The sequence below is a fragment of the Pseudomonas parakoreensis genome (genome assembly GCF_021602155.1).
In the GTDB taxonomy this organism is placed as follows: Bacteria; Pseudomonadota; Gammaproteobacteria; order Pseudomonadales; family Pseudomonadaceae; genus Aquipseudomonas; species Aquipseudomonas parakoreensis.
Genome location: NZ_BQHY01000008.1, coordinates 150,425 through 173,401 on the forward strand (window position 1 = coordinate 150,425; position 22,977 = coordinate 173,401).

Annotated in this window: 18 protein-coding genes and 1 pseudogene; 9 read left to right on the plus strand and 10 right to left on the minus strand. The window is 60.3% G+C overall.

Annotated elements, in window-relative coordinates:
- Window positions 1-21 precede the first annotated feature (21 nt).
- The 4 genes from gatB (at window position 22) to L6D63_RS14540 (ending at window position 3,554) form a co-directional block, all read left to right on the plus strand.
- Complete coding sequence (gatB, locus tag L6D63_RS14525) at window positions 22-1,467, plus strand: Asp-tRNA(Asn)/Glu-tRNA(Gln) amidotransferase subunit GatB (RefSeq protein ID WP_041072816.1); 1,446 nt, start codon at window positions 22-24, stop codon at window positions 1,465-1,467.
- A gap of 230 nt (window positions 1,468-1,697) precedes the next feature.
- Entirely contained in the window at window positions 1,698-2,072 is a 375-nt protein-coding gene (locus L6D63_RS14530; protein WP_041072815.1) for a septal ring lytic transglycosylase RlpA family protein, read from the plus strand.
- Between the two features lie 46 nt (window positions 2,073-2,118).
- Complete coding sequence (locus tag L6D63_RS14535) at window positions 2,119-3,180, plus strand: calcium/sodium antiporter (protein ID WP_047291277.1); 1,062 nt, start codon at window positions 2,119-2,121, stop codon at window positions 3,178-3,180.
- Complete coding sequence (locus L6D63_RS14540) at window positions 3,177-3,554, plus strand: carboxymuconolactone decarboxylase family protein (RefSeq protein WP_007966091.1); 378 nt, start codon at window positions 3,177-3,179, stop codon at window positions 3,552-3,554. Before L6D63_RS14535 ends, L6D63_RS14540 begins: the two co-directional genes overlap by 4 nt.
- An 85-nt stretch (window positions 3,555-3,639) precedes the next feature.
- On the opposite strand, the gene L6D63_RS14545 is transcribed toward L6D63_RS14540, so the two are convergent.
- From L6D63_RS14545 to kdgD, 5 genes are all read right to left on the minus strand, one after another.
- Window positions 3,640-4,581 carry an AEC family transporter gene (locus tag L6D63_RS14545; protein WP_121183708.1) on the minus strand — a complete coding sequence of 314 codons (942 nt, stop codon included), beginning with the start codon at window positions 4,579-4,581 and terminating at the stop codon, window positions 3,640-3,642.
- Between the two features lie 152 nt (window positions 4,582-4,733).
- The gene (gene garD / locus L6D63_RS14550) at window positions 4,734-6,287 is read right to left on the minus strand and encodes a galactarate dehydratase (protein WP_121183706.1); all 1,554 of its coding nucleotides are present in this window, start codon (window positions 6,285-6,287) and stop codon (window positions 4,734-4,736) included.
- 11 nt (window positions 6,288-6,298) lie between these two features.
- Complete coding sequence (locus L6D63_RS14555) at window positions 6,299-7,663, minus strand: MFS transporter (protein WP_095667497.1); 1,365 nt, start codon at window positions 7,661-7,663, stop codon at window positions 6,299-6,301.
- 159 nt (window positions 7,664-7,822) lie between these two features.
- The gene (locus tag L6D63_RS14560) at window positions 7,823-9,268 is read right to left on the minus strand and encodes an aldehyde dehydrogenase family protein (RefSeq protein ID WP_131671448.1); all 1,446 of its coding nucleotides are present in this window, start codon (window positions 9,266-9,268) and stop codon (window positions 7,823-7,825) included.
- A gap of 74 nt (window positions 9,269-9,342) precedes the next feature.
- Complete coding sequence (kdgD, locus tag L6D63_RS14565; protein ID WP_131671447.1) at window positions 9,343-10,254, minus strand: 5-dehydro-4-deoxyglucarate dehydratase; 912 nt, start codon at window positions 10,252-10,254, stop codon at window positions 9,343-9,345.
- Window positions 10,255-10,491: 237 nt separating this feature from the next.
- Here kdgD and L6D63_RS14570 point away from each other — a divergent pair, with 237 nt between their 5' ends.
- Together L6D63_RS14570 and L6D63_RS14575 are read left to right on the plus strand one after the other, a co-directional pair.
- The gene (locus tag L6D63_RS14570) at window positions 10,492-11,796 is read left to right on the plus strand and encodes a phospholipase (protein ID WP_131671446.1); all 1,305 of its coding nucleotides are present in this window, start codon (window positions 10,492-10,494) and stop codon (window positions 11,794-11,796) included.
- An 11-nt stretch (window positions 11,797-11,807) separates the two neighbouring features.
- Entirely contained in the window at window positions 11,808-11,996 is a 189-nt protein-coding gene (locus tag L6D63_RS14575; RefSeq protein WP_131671445.1) for a hypothetical protein, read from the plus strand.
- A gap of 138 nt (window positions 11,997-12,134) precedes the next feature.
- On the opposite strand, the gene L6D63_RS14580 is transcribed toward L6D63_RS14575, so the two are convergent.
- From L6D63_RS14580 to L6D63_RS14595, 4 genes are all read right to left on the minus strand, one after another.
- Window positions 12,135-12,884 carry a FadR/GntR family transcriptional regulator gene (locus L6D63_RS14580; protein WP_236170351.1) on the minus strand — a complete coding sequence of 250 codons (750 nt, stop codon included), beginning with the start codon at window positions 12,882-12,884 and terminating at the stop codon, window positions 12,135-12,137.
- A 179-nt stretch (window positions 12,885-13,063) separates the two neighbouring features.
- Window positions 13,064-14,791, minus strand: a complete 1,728-nt coding sequence (locus L6D63_RS14585; protein ID WP_131671444.1) for an ABC transporter ATP-binding protein/permease — start codon at window positions 14,789-14,791, stop codon at window positions 13,064-13,066.
- A gap of 96 nt (window positions 14,792-14,887) precedes the next feature.
- Window positions 14,888-15,448: a response regulator transcription factor gene (locus L6D63_RS14590; protein WP_003221630.1), complete on the minus strand. Its 561-nt coding sequence runs from the start codon at window positions 15,446-15,448 to the stop codon at window positions 14,888-14,890.
- Entirely contained in the window at window positions 15,441-16,703 is a 1,263-nt protein-coding gene (locus L6D63_RS14595) for an ATP-binding protein (RefSeq protein WP_131671443.1), read from the minus strand. The genes L6D63_RS14590 and L6D63_RS14595 overlap by 8 nt, the downstream gene beginning before the upstream one ends.
- Before the next feature lie 415 nt (window positions 16,704-17,118).
- On the opposite strand from L6D63_RS14595, the gene L6D63_RS14600 reads away from it, so the two are divergent.
- Window positions 17,119-17,838: an SIMPL domain-containing protein gene (locus tag L6D63_RS14600; protein ID WP_047291253.1), complete on the plus strand. Its 720-nt coding sequence runs from the start codon at window positions 17,119-17,121 to the stop codon at window positions 17,836-17,838.
- Window positions 17,839-18,007: 169 nt separating this feature from the next.
- On the opposite strand, the gene L6D63_RS14605 is transcribed toward L6D63_RS14600, so the two are convergent.
- Window positions 18,008-18,370 carry a DUF6124 family protein gene (locus L6D63_RS14605; protein WP_131671442.1) on the minus strand — a complete coding sequence of 121 codons (363 nt, stop codon included), beginning with the start codon at window positions 18,368-18,370 and terminating at the stop codon, window positions 18,008-18,010.
- A gap of 957 nt (window positions 18,371-19,327) precedes the next feature.
- On the opposite strand from L6D63_RS14605, the gene L6D63_RS14610 reads away from it, so the two are divergent.
- Together L6D63_RS14610 and L6D63_RS14615 are read left to right on the plus strand one after the other, a co-directional pair.
- Window positions 19,328-20,929, plus strand: a complete 1,602-nt coding sequence (locus tag L6D63_RS14610) for an ABC transporter substrate-binding protein (RefSeq protein ID WP_131671441.1) — start codon at window positions 19,328-19,330, stop codon at window positions 20,927-20,929.
- 260 nt (window positions 20,930-21,189) lie between these two features.
- Window positions 21,190-22,798, plus strand: a pseudogene (locus L6D63_RS14615) (ABC transporter substrate-binding protein).
- Window positions 22,799-22,977: the final 179 nt, after the last annotated feature.

Below are 22,977 nucleotides of genomic sequence, written 5' to 3' on the forward strand. Positions count from 1 at the left end.
GCAAAAGGCTAGGAGACACACATGCAATGGGAAGTCGTGATCGGGCTGGAGATTCACACTCAGCTCACTACCCGGTCGAAAATCTTTTCCGGTAGTTCCACCCAGTTCGGCTCCGAGCCGAACACCCAGGCCAGCCTGATCGACCTGGGCATGCCCGGCGTATTGCCGGTACTGAACCAGGAAGCGGTACGCATGGCGGTGATGTTCGGTCTGGCGATTGACGCCGAGATCGGTCAGCACAACGTGTTCGCGCGTAAAAACTACTTCTATCCGGACCTGCCGAAGGGTTACCAGATCAGCCAGATGGAATTGCCGATTGTCGGCAAGGGCCACCTGGACATCGCCCTGGAAGACGGCACGGTCAAGCGCGTCGGCATCACCCGCGCGCACCTGGAAGAAGACGCCGGCAAGAGCCTGCACGAAGAGTTCAACGGTGCCACCGGCATCGACCTGAACCGTGCCGGCACGCCGCTGCTGGAAATCGTTTCCGAGCCGGACATGCGCAGCGCCAAGGAAGCCGTGGCTTACGTCAAGGCGATCCACGCGCTGGTGCGTTACCTGGGCATCTGCGACGGCAACATGGCCGAAGGCTCGCTGCGCTGCGACTGCAACGTCTCGGTCCGCCCGAAAGGCCAGGTCGAATTCGGCACCCGCTGCGAGATCAAGAACGTCAACTCGTTCCGCTTCATCGAGAAGGCGATCAACTCCGAGATCCAGCGGCAGATCGAGCTGATCGAAGACGGCGGCAAAGTGATCCAGCAGACCCGTCTGTACGATCCGAACAAGGACGAGACCCGTCCGATGCGTTCCAAAGAGGAAGCCAACGACTACCGTTACTTCCCCGATCCGGACCTGCTGCCGGTGGTCATCGAAGAGTCGTTCCTCGGCGAGGTGCGCGCCACCCTGCCAGAACTGCCACCGCAAAAGCGCGAGCGTTTCCAGAGCCAGTTCGGTCTGTCGGCCTACGACGCCAACGTGCTGGCCACCAGCCGTGAGCAAGCGGACTACTTCGAAAAAGTCGCGGCCATCGGTGGCGACGCCAAACTGGCGGCGAACTGGGTGATGGTCGAGTTGGGCAGCCTGCTCAACAAGCAAGGCCTGGACATCGAGGACTCGCCGGTCTCCGCCGAGCTGTTGGGCGGCATGCTGCAGCGCATCAAGGACAACACCATCTCCGGCAAGATCGCCAAAGTGGTGTTCGAAGCGATGGCCAACGGCGAAGGCACGGCGGACGAGATCATCGACAAGCGTGGCCTCAAGCAAGTGACCGACAGCGGCGCGATCTCGGCGGTACTGGACGAAATGCTCGCGGCCAACGCCGAGCAGGTCGAACAATACCGCGCGGCAGACGAAGCCAAACGCGGCAAGATGTTCGGCTTCTTCGTCGGTCAGGCCATGAAGGCTTCGAAAGGCAAAGCCAACCCGCAGCAAGTGAACGAACTGCTGAAAAGCAAGCTCGAAGGCTGATGAAAATGGAGCCAGACAAACAGCCTGGCTCCATCCCCTGTGGGAACAATCTATGGCTGAAGGGGTTTTGTGGTGAGGGGATTTATCCCCCGATGGGCTGCGAAACGGCCCCGATTCTTCTGTATCTGGAATTTGGGGGCGCTGCGCGCCCCATCGGGGATAAATCCCCTCGCCACAGACGCTGATCTCCACATTGTGTTGTTTCCACATTTGTTTTGTGGAGCTTTCGAATGAAACGCCTGCTCGGCGCCTGCGCCCTGCTCTCCTTGCTCGCCGGTTGCGCCAGCAACGACATCATCGACCCGCACGGTTACGACCAGACTGGCGTCGCTTCCTATTACGGTGCCAAGCACCACGGTAAACGCACCGCCAGCGGCGAAGCGTTCAACCAGAATTCCCTGACCGCCGCCCATCGCCAACTGCCGTTCGGCACGCGGGTGAAGGTCACCAACCTGAAAAACGACAAATCCTGCGTTGTGCGCATCAATGATCGCGGCCCGCACACCCGTGGCCGCTTGATCGATGTCTCCCGTGAAGCGGCCGAGCGCCTCGGCATGCTCGGCAGCGGCACGGCACGCGTGCGCATACAGGCCCTCGACGACTGATGGAGCGCTGACCATTTTTGCTCTGGCCGATTTACCGCTGATCAACGTGATCGAGTTGCTCAGCGGCCTGATCCTGTTGATCCTCGGCGCCGAACTGATGGTGCGCGCTGCTGTGCGTCTGGCCGCGCGCCTGCATGTGCGACCACTGATCATCGGCCTGACCATCGTCGCCCTCGGCAGCAGCGCCCCGCAAATGGCGGTCAGCCTGCAAGCGACCCTGACGCACAACCCCGACATCGCCGTCGGCAGCGTGATCGGCAGCAGCATCTTCAACATCCTCGTAACCCTTGGTCTGTCGGCGCTGATCATTCCGCTGCGGGTCTCGCGGCAACTGGTGCGCCTGGATATTCCGCTGATGATCGGCGCCAGCGTGCTGGTGTTTGTCCTCGCCTGGAACGAACAGATCGGTCGCTTCGACGGCGTACTGTTACTTGCGGCTTTGGCGTTGTACCTCAGTTTGTTGCTGCGCCAGTCGCGGCACTCGGCGCGTCCGCATTCGCAATTGCCGCAAGCCCCGCAGGTGCCGTGGTTCAGCAGTCTGTTGATGATCGTTGTCGGCTTGGCGCTACTGGTGTTCGCCGGGCATTTGCTGCTCGGCGCAGCGGTGGCGGTGGCGACGGATCTGGGCTTCTCCGAACGGGTGATCGGCCTGACCGTGGTCGCGGTCGGCACCTCGCTGCCGGAGCTCGCGACCTCGCTGATCGCCGCACTGCGCGGGCAGCGCGATATCGCCGTGGGCAACGTGATCGGCGCCAACCTGTTCAACCTGCTCGGGGTGCTCGGCGTTACCGCACTGATCGCACCGACACCGTTGTCGGTCTCGCCCAACGCACTGGATTTCGACCTGCCGGTGATGCTCGGCGTCGCCGCGTTGTGCCTGCCGGTGTTCTATTCCGGCTATCGCGTGACCCGCGCTGAAGGTTTGTTGTTGCTCGGTTTGTACGCGGCTTACGGGCTGCACGTGGTGTCGTTCACCACCGGCATGCCACTGGCCGGCAAACTGGAAAAGCTGATGCTGTTTTACGTGCTGCCAACGCTGCTGGCGTTTCTGTTGTTCACGTCCGTACGCGCCTGGCGCCGCCAACACCACAAGAGGGATGTACCATGACCGATTCGCAGAAAACCGGGGTTGAAATCCGCCGTCAGGTAATGGGCGACGCGTTTGTCGACCGCGCGCTGGGCAATGCCACCGAGTTCACTCAACCCTTGCAGGATTTCGTCAACGAACACGCCTGGGGCGGCGTGTGGAATCGCGAAGGTTTGCCGCTGAAGACTCGCAGCCTGATCACCCTCGCCGCGCTGACCGCGTTGAAGTGCCCGCAGGAATTGAAAGGCCACGTACGGGGTGCGCTGAACAATGGCTGCACGGTCGAGGAGATCCGTGAGGCGCTGCTGCATTGCGCGGTGTACGCCGGCGTACCGGCGGCGATCGATGCGTTTCGCGCGGCGCAGGAAGTGATCGACAGTTATCAGAAAAACTAAAAGATCGCAGCCTTCGGCAGCTCCTACAGGAGAACGCATTCCAATGTAGGAGCTGCCGCAGGCTGCGATCTTTTGATCTTGCCCTTCAGATCCACCCACCCCACTGCAACAGAAAGATCCCGATATTGGTGGTCACCGCCGCCATCAGCGTGGTCAGCACAATGATCGCCGCTGCCAGCTCATGATTGCCCTGCGCCGCACGGGCCATAACGAAACTGGCGGCGGCGGTCGGGCTGCCGAAGTACAGAAACAGAATCCCCAGCTCCGCCCCGCGAAAGCCCCACAGCCATGCGCCCAGCGTGGCAATCACCGGCAGGCCGATCATCTTCACCAGACTCGAGCTGAGCGCCATGTTGCCGCTTTTGCGCAGCGCCGCCAGCGACAGCGTACCGCCAATGCAGATCAGGGCCAGCGGCAGCGTGGTTTGCGCCAGGTACTGGCCGGAGGTTTCCAGCCAGCCCGGCAGACCGATCTTGAAATAAGCGAACGGCGCCGCCGCGATCACGCTGATAATCAGCGGATTGCTGAACACGCTTTTGCAGATGCTCCACGGATCGGACTTGATCACCGGGCTGTACACCGCGAGCACGATGGTCGACAGGGTGTTGTAGAACAGGATCACCAGCGCCGCGAGAATTGCCCCGAGGGAAATCCCGTAGTCGCCGTACATGCTCGCCGCCAGCGCCAGACCAATCACTCCGTTGTTGCCGCGAAACGCGCCTTGGGTGTAGATGCCCCGGTCTTCACGCGGGCAGCGGAAAATCGCCCAGCCCCAGGCCAGGGCAAAACTGACCAGCGTGGCGAGGGCGAAATAGATGAGCAGCGCCGGTTGCAACGCGGCATGCAGGTCCGCATGCAGGATCCCGAGAAACAGCAGTGCCGGCATGCTGACGTTGAATACCAGCGAGGAGGCGGTGTGGATGAAGTTGTCGTTGATCCAGTCGATGCGCTTGAGCAACACCCCGAGGAACAGCATGGCGAACACCGGCGCGGTGATGTTCAGGGTTTCGAGGAAGATTGCCAGCATGCCGGGGGAGCCTTTGGGTGAGCGTCGTCAGGGGCTAATGATAAGCCACTGAGTTGCCATTGAAGATCAAAAGATCGCAGCCTGCGGCAGCTCCTACAGTGGAATTCGCGTTTCCCTGTAGGAGCTGCCGCAGGCTGCGATCTTTTTTGGGCTCAGGTAATCGGCGCCGGATTGAACAGGGTGATGTCGTTATGCAGCTTGTGCTTCTCCGCCCATGTCTGCTGCTTGCCACTCGCCACATCCAGGTAATAGTGGAACAACTCCCAGCCCAACGCCTCGATGGTCGCGCGTCCGGTGGCGATACGTCCGGCGTCGATGTCAATCAGATCCGGCCAGCGTTGCGCCAGCTCGGTTCGGGTCGAGACCTTCACCACCGGCGCCATCGCCAGGCCATACGGCGTACCTCGCCCGGTGGTGAACACATGCAGGTTCATCCCCGCGGCCAACTGCAAGGTGCCGCAGACAAAATCACTCGCCGGCGTCGCGCAGAAAATCAAACCCTTCTGCTTGAAACGCTCACCAGGGCCGAGCACGCCATTGATCGCGCTGCTGCCGGATTTGACGATCGAGCCCAGCGACTTTTCGACAATGTTCGACAAACCGCCCTTCTTGTTGCCCGGCGTGGTATTGGCGCTGCGATCCGCTTCGCCCTTGGCCAGATAGCGGTCGTACCAGTCCATCTCGCGCACCAGTTCCTGCGCCACGGTCTTGGTTTCGGCACGGGACGTCAGCAGATAGATCGCATCGCGCACTTCGGTGACTTCGGAAAACATCACCGTCGCCCCGGCGCGCAGCAGCAAGTCAGAGGCGTAACCCAGCGCCGGGTTGGCGGTGATGCCGGAGAACGCATCGCTGCCGCCGCACTGCATGCCGAGGATCAGCTCGGAGGCCGGCACGGTTTCGCGGCGGCGCTGGTCAAGCTTCTGTAAACGGACTTCGGCCAGCGCCATGATCTGCTCGATCATCTCGGTGAAACCGTGACTGGAATCCTGCAGGCGATACAGCCATGGCTCGCTGAGATCCACCGAGGCATCGTCCTCATGCATCACCTGCCCGGCCTGCAATTTCTCGCAGCCCAGGCTGATCACCAGCGCTTCGCCACCCAGGTTCGGGTTGCGTGCCAGATTGCGCACGGTGCGGATCGGGATGTACGCATCGGTGGCGGTGATCGCCACGCCGCAGCCGTAACTGTGGGTCAGCGCCACCACGTCATCAACGTGCGGATACTTCGGCAGCAACTCGTCCTTGATGCGTTTCACCGCGTGATCGAGCACGCCGGTGACGCACTGCACCGTGGTGGTGATCCCGAGAATGTTGCGCGTGCCGACGGTGCCGTCGGCGTTGCGATAACCCTCGAACGTGAAGCCTTCCAGCGGGGCCTGCGCGGCCGGCACTTCGGTGGACAGCGGCAGGCTGTCCAGCGGCGGCGCGGTCGGCATGCGCAGTTGATCTTCCTTGACCCAGCTGCCCCGCGGGATCGGCTGCAACGCGTAGCCGATGGTCTGGCCGTAGCGAATCACTTGGCCGCCCTCGGGAATGTCCTCGAGGGTGACCTTGTGGCTCTGCGGCACAAAATCCACGGTCACCAGACCGTCCGGAAACTCGGTGCCGGCCGGTACGCCTTGGTCGTTGACCACAATCACTACGTTGTCCCGCTCGTGCAGGCGGATGTAGCGCGGCGAGTCGGAATGTTCAATCAACTGCATGACGCCGCTCCTCAGGAATGCGCTTGAGACAATTTGCCAGTGATTTCAGAACCACCGTTGGTTGGCGGTTCTTTGAGCACCACACGTTTGATCGGGCCGACGATCACCAGGTAGCTGAACACCGCAACCAGTGCGTTGGCACCGACGAACACCAGCGCCCACTTGAACGAACCGGTGGAGCTGATGATGTAGCCGATCACGATCGGCGTGGTAATCGAAGCGAGGTTGCCGAAGGTGTTGAACAACCCGCCGCTCAGGCCAGCGATCTGTTTTGGCGAAGTGTCGGACACCACCGCCCAACCCAGCGCGCCCACGCCTTTGCCGAAGAAGGCCAGGGCCATGAAACCAACGACCATCCATTCCACGTCAACATAGTTGCAGGCCACGATGCTGCTCGATACCAGCAAGCCGGCAATGATCGGCGCCTTGCGGGCGAAGGTCAGCGAATGCCCTTTGCGCAGCAGGTAATCGGAAATCACCCCGCCGAGCACCCCACCAATAAAGCCGCAGATCGCCGGCAACGAGGCAATGAAACCGGCCTTGAGGATGGTCATGCCGCGCTCCTGCACCAGGTACACCGGGAACCAGGTCAGGAAGAAATAAGTGATGCCGTTGATGCAGTACTGGCCCAGATACACGCCGAGCATCATGCGGTTGGTCAGCAACTGACGGATGTAATCCCACTTCGGCCCGTCGGCTTTTTTGCCTTGCTTGACGTCCATGTCGACCATGCCGCCATTGTCGGCGATGAACTGCACTTCGGCTTCGTTGGCAAGCGGATGCTGACGCGGGCTGTGGATAACCTTGAGCCAGACCAGCGAGAAGATGATGCCGAGGATACCCATGACAATAAACACGTGCTCCCAGCCGAAGCGATACACGATCCAGCCCATCAGCGGTGCAAACAGCACAGTGGCGAAGTATTGCGCCGAGTTGAAGATCGCCGAGGCCGTACCGCGTTCAGCGGTCGGGAACCAGGCCGCGACAATCCGTGCGTTACCGGGAAAAGATGGCGCCTCCGCCAGACCGACCAGGAAGCGCAGCATGAACAGCGCAACGATCGCCGTGGACATGCCGAATTCACCGACAAAGCCTTGCAGCACGGTGAACAGCGACCAGGTGAAAATGCTCAGGGCGTAGACTTTTTTCGAGCCGAAGCGATCGAGCAGCCAGCCACCGGGAATCTGTCCGGCAACGTAGGCCCACCCGAAAGCGGAGAAGATATAACCGAGGGTGACCGCGTCGATACCGAGGTCTTTTTGCAGGCTGGAACCGGCGATGGCGATGGTCGCTCGGTCGGCGTAGTTGATCGTGGTCACCAGAAACAGCATGAGCAGGATCAAATAGCGGACGTGAGTCGGCTTGGACGATTGCATGTAGATGTACTCCCACTGATTATTTTTATGCGCGGGTGAATCTTTTTTGGGTCTGGCTTTTGTGGGAGCTGGCTTGCCAGCGATGGCATCACCGCGGTACGACGAACTATCGCGTCGTCCGCATCGCTGGCAAGCCAGCTCCCACAGGTATTGCGTGTATCAGGAGCCGATGTAGCTGGTCTTCACGACCGTGTAGAACTCTTGCGCATAGCGGCCTTGCTCACGTGAGCCATAGGATGAACCCTTACGGCCCCCGAACGGAACGTGGTAATCGACACCGGCGGTCGGCAGGTTGACCATCACCATCCCGGCCTGCGAATGGCGCTTGAAGTGGTTGGCGTACTTCAGCGACGTGGTGGCGATACCGGCGGACAAACCGAACTCGGTGTCGTTGGCCATCGCCAGCGCCGCCTCGTAATCGGCCACGCGAACGATGTTGGCCACCGGGCCAAAGATTTCTTCACGGCTGATGCGCATCGACGCTTCGCTGTCGGCAAACAGCGTTGGCGCGAGGAAGTAGCCTTCGGTGTCGCAGGTCACCAGACCACCGCCGCTGACCAGACGTGCACCTTCGGACTGGCCGATGTCGATGTACTTCATGTCCTGTTCCAGCTGCGCCTGGGAAACCACCGGGCCGATGTCGGTGCCGGATTTCAGCGCGTGGCCGACCTTGATCGACTGCATGCGCTCGGCCATGGCTTCGACGAACTTGTCATGAATCCCGGCAGTGACGATCAAACGACTCGACGCCGTGCAACGCTGGCCGGTGGAGTAGAACGCGCTCTGCACCGAGAGCTCGACCGCTTGCTTGAGGTCGGCATCGTCGAGAATGATCTGCGGGTTCTTGCCGCCCATTTCCAGCTGCACCTTGGCCTGGCGCGACACGCAATTAACAGCAATCTGCCGACCCACGCCGACTGAACCGGTGAAACTGATGCCATCAACTTTCGGGCTGTTGACCAGCGCGTCGCCGACCACCCGACCGCTGCCCATCACCAGGTTGAACACACCGGCCGGGAAGCCTGCGCGGGAGATGATTTCCGCCAGGGCCCAGGCACAACCCGGCACCAGATCCGCCGGTTTCAGCACCACACAGTTGCCGTAGGCCAGGGCCGGGGCGATTTTCCATGCCGGGATGGCAATCGGGAAGTTCCACGGGGTGATCAGACCGACCACGCCGAGAGCTTCCCGGGTCACTTCGACATTGACGCCCGGGCGCACCGACGGCACATAGTCGCCGGACAGACGCAGGCATTCACCGGCGAAGAACTTGAAGATGTTGCCGGCGCGGGTCACTTCGCCAATGGCTTCGGGCAGGGTCTTGCCCTCTTCGCGGGCCAGCAGGGTACCGAGTTCTTCGCGACGGGCGAGGATCTCCGTGCCGACTTTATCCAGCGCATCGTGACGGGCCTGAATGCCCGAAACCGACCAGGTCGGGAACGCGGCGCGGGCCGCATCGATGGCGGCGTGAACCTGCGTCAGGTCAGCCTTGGCGTAATCGCCGATGGTATCGCTCAGTTCGGACGGGTTGATGTTCGCCGAGTAGTCGGCACCGGCGACCCATTCACCGTTGATGTAGTTGTCGTAGCGTTTTGCAGTTGTCACAGGGCAGCCCTCAAATCTCAAAGCCTTTACGCAAAAAGCCGCTGATTACTCAGCGGCCGCGTTTTTGTCGGATGTTACTGCGCACCTTGCTTGTCGATCAGCGCAGCCAGCATTTCGAATTCTTCGCCGGTCAGGTCAGTCAGCGGCGCCCGCACCGGGCCTGCGTCATAGCCGGCGATTTTCGCGCCTGCCTTGACGATGCTCACGGCGTAGCCGGCCTTGCGGTTGCGGATGTCGAGGTACGGCAGGAAGAAGTCGTCGATGATCTTGGCGACGGTGGCGTGATCGTCGCGGGCAATCGCGTGGTAGAAGTCCATCGCGGTTTTCGGGATGAAGTTGAACACCGCCGACGAGTAAACCGGCACGCCCAGTGCCTTGTAGGCAGCGGCGTAGACTTCCGCGGTCGGCAGGCCGCCGAGGTAGCTGAAGCGATCACCGAGGCGGCGACGGATCGACACCATCAACTCGATATCGCCCAGACCGTCCTTGTAGCCGATCAGGTTCGGGCAGCGCTCGGCCAGTCGCTCCAGCAATGGCGCAGTCAGGCGGCAGACGTTGCGGTTGTAGACCACTACCCCGATGTTCACCGATTTGCACACGGCTTCAACGTGGGCGGCGACGCCGTCCTGACTGGCTTCGGTCAGATAGTGCGGCAGCAGCAACAGGCCTTTGGCGCCCAGGCGCTCGGATTCCTGGGCGTACTCGATGGCCTGACGGGTCGAACCGCCGACACCGGCCAGAATCGGTACGCTGCTGGCGCAGGTGTCGACGGCAGTCTTGATGATTTCCGAGTATTCGCTGGCGGCCAGGGAGAAGAACTCACCGGTGCCGCCGGCGGCGAACAAGGCTGAAGCGCCATACGGAGCCAGCCATTCCAGACGCTTGATGTAGCCGGCGCGGTTGAAATCGCCCTGCGCGTTGAAATCGGTCACCGGGAACGACAGCAGGCCGGCAGAGAGGATGGACTTCAGTTCTTGTGGATTCATTATTCGAACACCCTGGGTAGCAACGTTTTTTGTGAGTTTTATGATTCAGCCAACGCTGAAGTTGTAGGTCATCGTACAACTTAAAAGACAACCGTCAACTGCATTTCATCGTTGCCCCGCACTTTTTGTCGGACAAGATTCTTTCTTGACGTAGGAAAAATCTGGTCTAGGCTCGATTTAACTGTATATAAATACAGTTAAAAATAAATTCACCGACGACATATCAAGGAGCCAGAAATGTCCGGACTGCATGCAAAACCACAGGAACGACCCAACCCGGTCGTCGCTCGACTCGATGATCTTTTCACTGTAAAAGGCATCCACTTCAACGCCGACAATCCGCATCTGCTGCTGCACATCGCCGACGCCCACAGCGATGTCGCACCGGCCACCGCCCTCCCCGGCAACGCCTTGAACATTCGACCGCCACTGCGCTTCGAAGGCGCTGAACACACAGCCATCGGCGACAACACCTTGCTGCGCTTCAGCGAAAATGCCGAACCGATCCGCGCGCAAAACAAGCCCTTGCACTTGCCCAACGGCCTTGCGCTGACCTACGGCCAGGTAGTGGCGCTGGCTGGAGATTTCTACGGTGTGGTCGATCGACCGATCAACGAAGGCGCGACCCCGGCTGATCGCCTGAATCGCTTCCATGCTGCATTTGATTCTCTCGCCGTGCTGCCGGCCTCACGCGCCGAGGCCACACAGATTCTCGCGGTCATGCAAAAGGAGATCGACGCGGTCAAACAGGCGATCAAGGACGGCAAAGCGCCACATGAAGCCTACGACGCGCTCGGAGATACGTTGTCCGAAGAGTGGAACAAGCTCACCGGCGGCGGCAGTTTCGTCTCCGCACTGTTTCCGCTTGGGCGTTATCTGAAACTGGCGGCGAACAACACCGACCACTTCGGCGAATGGGCCAGACTGGCCTACATCGCCGGCCACACCGCCGCCCTGCAAACCGCAGTCGCAGCCCGCACCAATCACGATGAGCAGCAACTGGAACGGGCCTACGCGATGAACGCGTTTGCCGACCACTTCCTCACCGACCTGTTCTCTGCCGGCCACCTGCGTGTGCCACGCAAAGAGATGGCGGCGGTGGTCACGCCGAGCGATCTCGGCTCGCTGGTCACCCGTTTCATGCACGACGAGGACAGCAAATTCGGCCTCAAGGTACGCAACGCTCATGGCGAGCAATGGCGCGCTTACGGCGACAAACGCTACTTCGACGCCAGCGACGCGGACAACCGCACCCAGGTCAATCTGGCGGTGCAGGCCTCGGCGGATGAAATCTTCGCCGCCTACCTCAGCGGCAACGTGCCCGCCCCTTCAACGTTTGCCGCGCTGCAACGCCTGCCGGATCTGACGGCGGTGCTGAATCTTTCGAATAACTTCGCGCCACTGTTCCGCGTCGAAGGCGGCAAGGTGCTGCGGCGCAAAGATGTGAACAACCTCAACGACACCGCCACCATCGATGACTGGTGGGGCTGGAGCACATACTTGCTGCTCAAGGACTATCGCCCAAGCGGCAACACGAATTAAGGAGCGATTCGATGACGATTAGATTGAAACTGGAACTGGCGTCGGGGCAGTCGCTGCAAGGCGCACCGCTGGAGTTGCTGGCGGACGGCAAGCCGATTGCGCGAGGGATTGTGGATGAGGACGGTTTGGTAGCGTTTGCTGCCAAGCCTGGTAACGCGAAACTGGCAGTGAGGGTGGATCGCTCGATATTGCGGCGCTGAATTCACGGGCCTCATCGCTGGCTAGCCAGCTCCCACAGTGACTGATGTCTTACACGGGATCCGCTTCAACATAGGAACCTGTGGGAGCTGGCTTGCCAGCGATAGCGGTATGTCAGGCGCACATAAACTGCCAGACACTCATCCGCGCTGCGCCTGCGCCTCTTCATGGGCCTGGCGCAGTCTTTCGCGGCTGTTGGTCAAGTGCAGACGCATTGCCGCTCGCGCCGCATCGGAATCCTGGCGGGCAATTGCGTCATAAATCTCTTCGTGCTCACGGCTCAGACGATTCATGTAGTGCTGCTGATCGTCATGGGCCAGACGCGCAGAATTCAGCCGCGTACGCGGAATGATGCTGGTACCCAGGTGGGTCATGATGTCGGTGAAGTAGCGGTTGCCGGTGGACAGGGCGATTTCCAGGTGGAAGGCGAAGTCCGAGGCCACCGCATCGCTGGCGTGAGCGACGCTGTCGTTCAGCGCATCGAGGGCGGCGCGCATGGTCGCCAGTTGTTCGGGACTGCGACGTTGCGCGGCGAGGCCGGCAGATTCGACTTCCAGGCTGATGCGCAATTCGAGAATCGCCAGCACATCACGCAGGGTGACCACCGTGGCCGGGTCGATACGGAAACCGCTCGGGCTTGGCGTGTCGAGCACAAAAGTGCCAATGCCGTGGCGGGTTTCAACTTGACCGGCCGCCTGCAAACGGGAAATGGCCTCGCGCACCACGGTGCGGCTGACGCCATGGGCTTCCATGATCGCCGACTCGGTGGGCAGTTTGTCACCGCGCTTGAGCAGGCCATCGCGGATCTGCTCGCTCAGCACCGTCACCAGTTCCTGGGCCAGGCTGCGGCGCTTGCGCGGGAGGCGAGGGGTGTCGATCGGGTTTTCCATGGTCAACGTCTGGTCTCGAAAATTCGGCTTGGTGAGCATCATAGCGCACGCGGGTTGTACGATCACTGTCGAGTCGAAACACCGCCCCTGTAGGAGCTGCCGCAGGCCGCGATCTTTTGATCTTGAAAAACAACATCAAAAGATCGCGGCCTGCGGCAGCTCCTACAGGGGTGTGGTGTTCAAGCGGTCACGGCCTGTTCCACCAAATGCCCGCTGTCGATCCGCACATGCCGTGGGTGGAAGCGCTTGAGGCTGCTGCGGTGACCGACGCTGACGATGCTCAGGCCCGGCAGCTGATCAATCAGTGCCTGATATAGCGTCGCTTCATCCTCTTCATCCATCGCCGACGTCGCTTCGTCCATGTACAGCCATTGCGGTGCGTAAAGCATGGCGCGGGCGAAGGCCAGGCGTTGCTGCTCACCCGGCGACAGCATGCGCTGCCAGTGATTGGCTTCGTCCAGACGTGCGACCAGATGCGGCAGACGGCAAGTTTCCAGCACCTGCGCGTAACGCTCTGGCGCGTAGGTGTCGCCCGGTTGCGGATAACTCAAGGCTTCGCGCAGGGTACCGATCGGCAGATACGGCTTCTGCGGCAGGAACAGATAACGCGCCGCCGGCAGGCGAATAGCGCCGTGGCCCGCGGGCCACAAGTGCCCCATCGCCCGCAGCAACGTCGACTTGCCGCTGCCGGAGCGACCGCTGAGCATCACCCGCTCGCCCGGCTCCACCGTCATGTCGGCATTGGTCAGCAGGTGACGACCATCGGCCAGATCCAGGCCAAGATTGTGCACTTGCAATTCACTGCCCTGATTCTGCACATCGATCGCCGGAGCGCGCTGTTCGTTATCGGTCATGGCCTGACGGAAGCTCAGCAGACGATCACAGGTGGCGCGCCAGGACGCGAGGCTCTGATAGGCGCTGATGAACCAGCTGAAACTCTCCTGGACGTTGCCGAATGCCGAGCTGATCTGCATCAGTTCACCCAGCTCGATCTTGCCGGCGAGGTAGCGCGGCGACGCCACGATAAACGGGAAAATGATCGCAGCCTGGCTGTAACCGGCAGTGAAGAACGTCAGGCGCTTGGACACTTTCATGATGTCCCAGAAGTTGTGCCAGACATTACCGAAGCGACCGCTCAAACGACGGTTTTCGTTCGGCTCGCCGTTGTACAACGCGATGCTCTCGGCATTTTCACGAATCCGCACCATGGAAAAACGCAGGTCGGCTTCGAAGCGTTGTTGTTGGTTGTTCAGGCCGATCAAGCGGCGACCGATCAAGTGTGTCAGCCAACTGCCCACCACGGCATAGACCAGCACGCACCAGAACATGTAGCCGGGAATGGTGATGCCATAGACCTCAATGCTGCCCGACACGCCCCACAGAATGATCGAGAACGACACCAGGCTGACGATATTGCGCAGCAGGCCGATCCCCAGCTCAAGGGTATTGGAGGTGAAGTTATTGAGGTCTTCGGAAATCCGCTGGTCCGGGTTATCGGTGTAACCGCCCTGCTCCAGCTGGTAGTAATTCTTGTCGGCGAGCCAACGGGAGAAATGCTTTTCGGTGAGCCAGGCCCGCCAGCGAATCGTCAGCATCTGGGTCAGATAAAGCCGGTACACCGCACCGACAATCGCCACCGCTGCAATCGCGCAGAAATACAGAATCAGCTGCCAGAACGCCGCTTCATCTTTCTTCTGCAGCGCGTTGTAGAAATCCTTGTACCAGGTGTTGAACCACACCGAAATCCCCACGCTGAGCAGCGACAGCGCAATCACCGCAATCAGCAATGTCCAGGCCTTGCCCTTCTCTTCACTGCGCCAGTAAGGCGTGATGATCCCCCACACCTTGCGAAAAAACTGCCCGCGCACAGCATCGTTGACCGCGGAATATTCAGCGTTCTGATTCATGGAAAAGGCTCGATAAAGAAAAGAACAGACACGCACCGATCATAGTTGATCGGTGCGCGTTATCGCGAGAGCTGGCGATGGCCGTTCAGCGCAGGTTCAGCGACGAACCGGGCGCTTCTGCAGTTTGCGCTGCAGGGTGCGGCGGTGCATGCCCAGGGCGCGGGCAGTGGCGGAGATGTTGCCTTCGTGCTCGGTCAGCACACGCTGGATGTGCTCCCATTGCAGACGGTCCACCGACATCGGGTTTTCCGGTACCAGGCTGTCGAGGTCGGCGTGTTCGGAGAGCAACGCAGCCAGCACGTCGTCGGCGTCGGCCGGTTTGCACAGGTAGTTGCAGGCGCCGCGCTTGATCGCTTCGACCGCTGTGGCAATGCTCGAATAACCGGTGAGGATCACCACGCGCATTTCCGGGTCCAGTTCCAGCAGCTTGGGCAGCAGCACCAGACCGGAGTCGCCGTCCATTTTCAGATCCAGCGCGGCGTAGTCCGGCAGGTCGGCCTGGGCGATGGTCAGGCCTTCTTCGGCAGAGCCTGCGGTACTCACGCGAAAGCCGCGGCGGGCCATGGCACGGGCCATCACTCGGGTGAAGGTCGCGTCGTCGTCGACCAGCAGCAGATGCGGCAGTTCTTCGCCTTCGACTTGGATTTCGTCACTCATGTTGGTCTCCTCGGGCGCCGTGGGGCAGGCGCAGCTCGGTGAGCGTGCCGCCTTCCTCATGACTATAGAGTTTCACTGAGCCGCCGGCGCGTGTCACGCTGGCCTTGCTCAAAAACAGGCCCAGGCCGAAACCTTTGCCCTTGGTGGTAAAAAACGGTTTGCCGATCTGCTCGGCGATGGCCAGCGGCACACCGGCGCCGTGGTCACGAATGCTGATGGTCACGGTTTCCGTGTCCCAGTCCAGCGTCACCTGGAGATTTTCCGGGCAGGCGTCGGCGGCATTGTTCAGCAGATTGAGCAGCGCCTGGGTCAGGTCCGGAGGCGGTGCCATGCGCGGTACTGTGCCCTGACCGAGACGCTGGAAACGATAACTGGCTTCCGGACGCATCAGGTGCCAGCGGTTCAGCGCTTCGTCGAGCCATTGGGTGACGTCCTGCATCTCCACGGCCATTCGGCGGTTGGCCTCGGCGGCGCGCACCAGTTGTTGCAACGTTTCTTTGCACAGTTTGACCTGATCCTGCAGCACCTTCAGGTCGTCCTGCAACATCGCGTCGGGGTGGTCCTGCTGCATTTCCTTGAGCAACACGCTCATGGTCGCCAGCGGTGTGCCGAGTTCATGCGCTGCGCCAGCCGCCTGGGTGGCGACGGCGAGCAATTGCTGATCGCGCAAGCCTTCTTCGCGGCGAATCGCGCGCAATTCCTCCTGACGACGCAGCTCTTCAGCCATGCGCGCAGCGAAAAACGTGATCACCGCAGCCGCCAGCGCGAAGCTCAGCCACATGCCGTAGATCTGCAGGTTCTCGCGGGCCACCGGCAGAGTTTCCAACGGGTAGAAACGCGTGAGCATCACGGTGTACAGCGCCAGCGCGATGCCGGACAGAATCACCGAATAACGCCACGGCAGCGTCACCGCCGCGATGGTCAGTGGCACCAGATAATAGGAAACGAACGGGTTGGTCGAACCGCCGGAGAAATACAGCAGCGCACTGTGGATCACCAGATCGCAGGCCAGTTGCAGCGCATATTCGAGTTCGGTCACCGGCCATGACGTACGCAGTCGCACGGCGGTGAACACGCAGAGCAGAATCGAGCAGCCGAGGGTCATCGCCAGTTGCACCCACGGCAACGGCAGCAGTTGCAGCCAGTAGGCCAGGCCAACGGAACCGGCCTGCGCGGCGAGCACCAGGGTGCGGATGAACGTCAGCCGCCAGAGGTTCTGGCGAGTGGCGGAAGTCAGTTGTACGGGGGCGAGCATGAGCTCTCCTGATGAGCGCTCCAGGCGGATCGCACGGAGTATAACCAAGCCGCGGCTTTGAGAGGCGAAAGTGCGGCAAATGACCACATGGCGCTGGCGGTAAATTGGGCTACAGCGCATGGTTGTCCGAGATCAGTGTGGTGAGGGGATTTATCCCCGATGGGTGGCGAAGCCGCCCCAAACCCTGCAATCCGCTTTTCACGGGCAGACCGCATCCGCAGAATTGCGACTGCTTCGCAGCCGATCGGGGCGGTGCGACGTTTCGCTAAATCCCCTCGCTACAAAAACACTTCCAGGCCAATCCGGCGCATCTGTATAGAAGTTGTAACTGGGCGAACCGGAGCATAAAAGCTAGAGTCTGATGGTTTCACGCAGGCCCCCGATCCAGCACCTGCGCCCTCATCAAGGAGCTTTCATGCACACATTTCGCCGCAGCGCCGCCCTTCTCGCCCTGACCGTCGGCAGCATCGCCAGCCTTCCGGCGCTGGCCGCCGATGAGCTGCACTACAACCAGATCTCCCTGCGCGCCGAAGTCAGCCAGGAAGTCGCCCGCGACCTGATGATCGTGACGCTCTACACCGAAGCGCAAAACACCGACCCGGCCAAACTCGCCGCCGACGTCAGCACCACCATGAACAAGGCGCTGGCCCAGGCCAAGCAAGTCAAAGACATCACCCTGCGCCAGGGCAGCCGCAACAGCTACCCGATCTACGACACCAAGGGCCAGAAAATCACCGGTTGGCGCGAACGCGCCGAACTGCGCCTGGAAAGCGCCGACTTCGCCGCCCTGTCCAAACTCACTGGCGAACTGCTGACCGACCTGAAAATGGGCGGCATGGACTTCGCCATCGCCGAGCCGACCCGCAAGGCCAGCGAAGACCAACTGCTCAAAGAAGCCGTCAACGCCTTCAAGGCCCGCGCGCAACTGGCCACCGATGCACTGGGCGGCAAAGGCTACAAAATCGTCAACCTGAACCTCAACAGCAACGGCTACCCACAACCGTACATGCGCGCCCCGATGATGATGAAAGCCGCCGGCATGGCGGATTCGGCACCGGTCACACCGGAAGTCGAAGCCGGCACCAGCCAGGTCAGCCTGACTGCCGATGGCTCGATTGAAGTGCTGATGCAGTGAATTGATGTGGGCTGAATGAAAAACCGGCGATCAGAGAATGATCGCCGGTTTTTTTGTGCCTGGGAGTTGTGTTGTTTGATCTGACGCCTTCGCGAGCAAGCTCGCTCCCACATTTGAAATGCGCACTCCTGTGGGAGCGAGCCTGCTCGCGAAGAACGATAACGCGGTCTCAAGCCGGCGGATCAACCCGATCCAGCGCCCGATTCACCGCCAGCTCAGCGAGCATGATGATCTGCTGGATCGCCAGCGCCGTATTGCGCTGCGGGCGACTGAGCTGATCGGCGAAATCACTGGCCATGGTGTTGGCCGAGGCCAGGGACTCACAGGCGTGGGCCAACAGACTTTCCGTGTCGATGCCCGGATGGACGAGGAACATCGAGCTGGGTGGACGCGGTTTTGTGGCTTCGGGGCTTAAGTAGAAATCGAGGGCGCGTTTGATCGCTTCGCGGTTTTTTGCGAGGTCTTCGGCTTGGAGGGCTTCGGTGAGTGGGGTTATGGGTTCGAGTGGTGGATCTGGGACTGGTTTGGACATTGATAGCGTTCCTGATCAATAGCCATTCACTCGCCGTTCTCACGCGGCGGAGTGGTGGCAGCAATGTGCGGGGTGAGAAACCGGTAGGAACAAGCCCGGCCGGACCGAAGCCCGCCCGCACACAGCCGCCATAGAACATTGCAGCAGCAGAAATGCCGGCGGCAATTATGGTGGTACTGATTGTGGATTAACAGTTCCTGCGGGTTCTCACACCCGATCGCTGAGTTTTCAGCGACAGCTCAAGGCTAGAGAGCTGACGTCCGAGGGACAACCTGAAAACCTTGTGGGAAGGTTCTGGTTATCCCACACACCTTTAAACACAACCCCACTCCCTGTAGGAGCTGCCGAAGGCTCGGGCCGCGTTCGGACGATCTTTTGACTTTGGCTCTCACAACTCAAAAGCAAGATCAAAAGATCGCAGCCTTCGGCAGCTCCTACAGGGGGATCGGATTTATTCAGTTAGAGACCGGTCGGCTGTCAGGCCGACATCGCTGGCAAGCCAGCTCCCACAGTGGTGGAATTCAACCAATAGGCCGAGTGCCAGCTCGCCGAAAGCTTTTGATCTTGATCCACGGGCGACGTCGGAAGGCTGAGCGCAGGGATTGATCCGGGCGTGGGAGCGCAGCGACCGTTTGGCGAAGCCAAACACAGCGAGAGGAGGTGCAGCGAAGCAAACCGTAGACGCTGCGCCCGGATCGATCCCGCAGCGAAGGAACCCCGAGCCCCAGCGAGCGGGCCGAACGCAGGAGCAAGCGTTTTTGGTTACTTTTGGGGCGTTTGCCAAAAGTGACCCGCCGTAAGGGCGGAACCCCAAGCCGCCGTTACCGCAGCAACGGATATGTACCCACGGCCCAGATATACCGAGATAGACACCCCAACAAGAAAAACGATATTTCCGAACACACCCAAATCCCCGCTACCCTGAAAAAACAACCACCTCCAAAACCCGGGGACTCCATGGAAAGATTCACCCTCAAGCCACTCCTGATCACTCTCGCACTAACAGCCATAGCCCCCATCGCCAACGCCACCACCACCCTGGTCTATTGCTCCGAAGCCAGCCCCGCCGGCTTCGACCCCAGCCAATACACCAGCGGCACCGACTTCGACGCCTCCGCCGAAACCGTCTTCAACCGCCTCACCCAATTCCAGCGCGGCGGCACCGACATCGAACCCGGCCTGGCGACAAAATGGGACGTTTCCAACGACGGCCTGCAATACACCTTCCACCTGCGCCAAGGCGTGAAATTCCACACCACGGAATATTTCACCCCGACGCGCGACTTCAACGCCGACGACGTGCTGTTCACCTTCCAGCGCCTGCTCGACCCGGACAACGCCTTCCGCAAGGCCTACCCCGCCGAGTCCCCGTACTTCACCGACATGGGCCTGAACACCACGATCAAATCAGTGGAACAACTCGACGACAACACCGTGCGCTTCAACCTGAACAACGTCGACGCGGCGTTCGTGCAAAACCTCGCCATGAGCTTCGCCTCGGTGCAATCGGCCGAATACGCCGCCCAACTGTTAAAGGAGGGCAAAGCCGCCGACCTCAATCAGAAACCGGTGGGCACCGGCCCGTTCGTGTTCAAGCGTTACCAGAAAGACGCGCAGATCCGCTACGCCGCGAACAAGGACTACTGGAAACCCGAGGACGTGAAGATCGACAACCTGGTGTTCTCGATCACCCCGGACGCTGCCGTCCGCCTGCAGAAACTCAAGACCGGCGAATGCCAGGTCAGCGGCTACCCGCGCCCGGCCGACATCAAAGTGATGGAACAAGACCCGAACCTGCGCGTATTGAAGCAGGCCGGTTTCAACCTCGGCTTCCTCGCCTACAACACCACGCATCCGCCACTCGATCAGCTCAAGGTCCGTCAGGCGCTGGACATGGCCATCGACAAACCGGCGATCATCAAAGCCGTCTACCAGAGTGCCGGACAACTGGCGCAGAACGCCTTGCCACCGGCGCAATGGTCGTATGACCCGAACATCAAGGACGCGCCGTACGACCCGGTGAAAGCCAAGGCGCTACTCAAGGAAGCCGGGGTTGCACCGGGTACCACCATCAATCTCTGGGCGATGACCGTGCAGCGCGCTTCCAACCCGAATGCGCGGATGTCAGCGCAGATGATCCAGCAGGATTGGGACAAGATCGGGATCAAGGCCAACATCGTCAGCTACGAATGGGGCGAGTACATCAAGCGCGCGAAAAATGGCGAACACGACGCGATGATCTACGGTTGGACAGGAGACAACGGCGACCCGGACAACTGGCTCGGCGTGCTCTACAGCTGCGCGGCAGTCAAGGGCAGCAACTACGCCAAGTGGTGCGACCCGGCCTACGACAAATTGATTCAGCAGGCCAAGGTGTCCACGGATAAAGCGCAACGGGTAAAACTGTATCAACAGGCGCAACTGATCCTTAAACAGCAGGTGCCGATCACGCCCATTGCCAACTCCACGGTATTCCAGCCGCTGCGCAAGGAAGTGAGCGACTTCAAGATCAGTCCGTTTGGCCTTACACCCTTCTACGGCGTGGGTATAAATAAGTAACACCAGGCCCCAAGGCGGCGCGCACAACGTGACCGGCGCACCGTTTTGGGGCTTGGTTTGCACCGTAAAAAACGGCCGCAAACGGTCAAATGCGTCAACTCTTATACAAATGCGACATTAAGGTACGTTCGTGCCACGCTTTGAGGCCGGCAGTCGCTCTGGATCTTGCATTGGGTATGGCCCCTGCATAAGTATCCGCAGGCACGACTCACGAGGTCGTACCTCAATATTAAAAAATGACAACAAATCATGAGGCCAACATGCTTAAACACGCGGTCATTCCGTTTTTAGTCGGCGCAGGCTTGTTAGCCTCCGCACCTTTCGCATCCGCTGCGACTAACCTGGTGTTCTGCTCCGAAGGGAGCCCGGCCGGTTTTGATCCAGACCGACTTCGACGCCTCAGCCGAAACCATGTTCAACCGTCTGAGCCAGTTCGAGCGTGGCGGCACCGCCGTTATCCCGGGCCTGGCCACCAGCTGGGACATTTCCCCGGACGGCCTGAATTACACCTTCCACCTGCGTGAAGGCGTCAAGTTCCACACCACCCCGTATTTCAAGCCGACTCGTGAGTTCAACGCCGACGACGTGCTGTTCACCTTCAATCGCATGATTAACAAGGATGACCCGTTCCGTAAGGCCTACCCGACCGAATTCCCGTACTTCACCGACATGGGGATGGACACCAACATCACCAAGATCGATAAAGTCGACGACCACACCGTCAAGTTCACGCTGAAAGAAGTCGACGCCGCGTTCATCCAGAACATGGCCATGAGCTTCGCCTCGATCCAGTCCGCCGAGTACGCTGCCCAGCTGCTCAAGGAAGGCAAGGCTGCCGACATCAACCAGAAGCCGATCGGCACTGGTCCGTTCGTGTTCAAGAGCTACCAGAAAGACTCGAACATCCGCTACACCGGCAACAAGGACTACTGGAAGCCTGAGGACGTGAAGATCGACAACCTGATCTTCGCTATCACCACCGACCCGTCGGTGCGCATCCAGAAGCTGAAAAAGAACGAATGCCAGGTCACCCTGTTCCCGCGTCCGGCGGATCTCGCGGCGCTCAAGGCCGACAAGACCCTGAAGATGCCTGACCAGGCCGGTTTCAACCTGGGCTACATCGCCTACAACGTGATGGACAAGGTCAAGGGCAGCAACGAGCCTAACCCGCTGGCCGACCTGCGCGTGCGCCAGGCGCTGGACATGGCGGTGAACAAGCCGCAGATCATTGATTCGGTTTACCAAGGCGCCGGTCAGCTGGCCGTCAACGCCATGCCGCCGACCCAGTGGTCCTACGACACCACCATCAAGGACGCCAAATACGATCCTGAGAAAGCCAAACAGCTGCTCAAGGAAGCCGGCGTCAAGGAAGGGACCGAAATCGTTCTGTGGGCGATGCCGGTACAGCGTCCGTACAACCCGAACGCCAAGCTGATGGCTGAAATGCTCCAGTCCGACTGGAAGAAGATCGGCCTGAACGTGAAGATCACCAGCTACGAATGGGGCGAGTACATCAAGCGCTCCAAAGGTGGCGAGAACCAGGCCATGCTGATTGGCTGGAGCGGTGACAATGGTGATCCCGACAACTGGCTGAACGTGCTGTTCGGCTGCGACTCGCTCAACGGCAACAACTTCTCCAAGTGGTGCGACAAGAAGTACGACGGTCTCGTCAAAGATGCCAAGCGCACCACCGATCAGGCCAAGCGCACCGAACTGTACAAACAGGCGCAACACGTCCTCAAAGATGCTGTTCCCTACACACCTATCGCTCACTCGACGGTGTTCCAACCCATGCGCGCCAACGTGCAGGACTTCAAGATCAGCCCATTCGGCTTGAATTCCTTCTACGGCGTCAGCGTCAGCAATTAAGCCATCGCAGCGGCGACGTTCATGACGTCGCCGCTGCTTTAGCTGCCGGAAGTCAGGAATTTGCCTACAGCCAATTCCGTTGCGGATGACTGCAACGGCAGGGGATGTGTCGACTTTTCCTACGAGCATTCAGGCAATTACGCATTTACTGCCAGACCCACGGCCCCTACCGTCGGGTT

Excerpts from the sequence above, each read along its gene's own strand:
- gatB (WP_041072816.1), top strand. The coding sequence starts at position 22 with ATGCAATGGGAAGTCGTGATCGGGCTGGAGATTCACACTCAGCTCACT.
- L6D63_RS14530 (WP_041072815.1), top strand. The coding sequence starts at position 1,698 with ATGAAACGCCTGCTCGGCGCCTGCGCCCTGCTCTCCTTGCTCGCCGGT.
- L6D63_RS14540 (WP_007966091.1), top strand. The coding sequence starts at position 3,177 with ATGACCGATTCGCAGAAAACCGGGGTTGAAATCCGCCGTCAGGTAATG.
- L6D63_RS14545 (WP_121183708.1), bottom strand. The coding sequence starts at position 4,581 with ATGCTGGCAATCTTCCTCGAAACCCTGAACATCACCGCGCCGGTGTTC.
- garD (WP_121183706.1), bottom strand. The coding sequence starts at position 6,287 with ATGCAGTTGATTGAACATTCCGACTCGCCGCGCTACATCCGCCTGCAC.
- L6D63_RS14555 (WP_095667497.1), bottom strand. The coding sequence starts at position 7,663 with ATGCAATCGTCCAAGCCGACTCACGTCCGCTATTTGATCCTGCTCATG.
- kdgD (WP_131671447.1), bottom strand. The coding sequence starts at position 10,254 with ATGAATCCACAAGAACTGAAGTCCATCCTCTCTGCCGGCCTGCTGTCG.
- L6D63_RS14570 (WP_131671446.1), top strand. The coding sequence starts at position 10,492 with ATGTCCGGACTGCATGCAAAACCACAGGAACGACCCAACCCGGTCGTC.
- L6D63_RS14575 (WP_131671445.1), top strand. The coding sequence starts at position 11,808 with ATGACGATTAGATTGAAACTGGAACTGGCGTCGGGGCAGTCGCTGCAA.
- L6D63_RS14580 (WP_236170351.1), bottom strand. The coding sequence starts at position 12,884 with ATGGAAAACCCGATCGACACCCCTCGCCTCCCGCGCAAGCGCCGCAGC.
- L6D63_RS14585 (WP_131671444.1), bottom strand. The coding sequence starts at position 14,791 with ATGAATCAGAACGCTGAATATTCCGCGGTCAACGATGCTGTGCGCGGG.
- L6D63_RS14590 (WP_003221630.1), bottom strand. The coding sequence starts at position 15,448 with ATGAGTGACGAAATCCAAGTCGAAGGCGAAGAACTGCCGCATCTGCTG.
- L6D63_RS14595 (WP_131671443.1), bottom strand. The coding sequence starts at position 16,703 with ATGCTCGCCCCCGTACAACTGACTTCCGCCACTCGCCAGAACCTCTGG.
- L6D63_RS14600 (WP_047291253.1), top strand. The coding sequence starts at position 17,119 with ATGCACACATTTCGCCGCAGCGCCGCCCTTCTCGCCCTGACCGTCGGC.
- L6D63_RS14605 (WP_131671442.1), bottom strand. The coding sequence starts at position 18,370 with ATGTCCAAACCAGTCCCAGATCCACCACTCGAACCCATAACCCCACTC.
- L6D63_RS14610 (WP_131671441.1), top strand. The coding sequence starts at position 19,328 with ATGGAAAGATTCACCCTCAAGCCACTCCTGATCACTCTCGCACTAACA.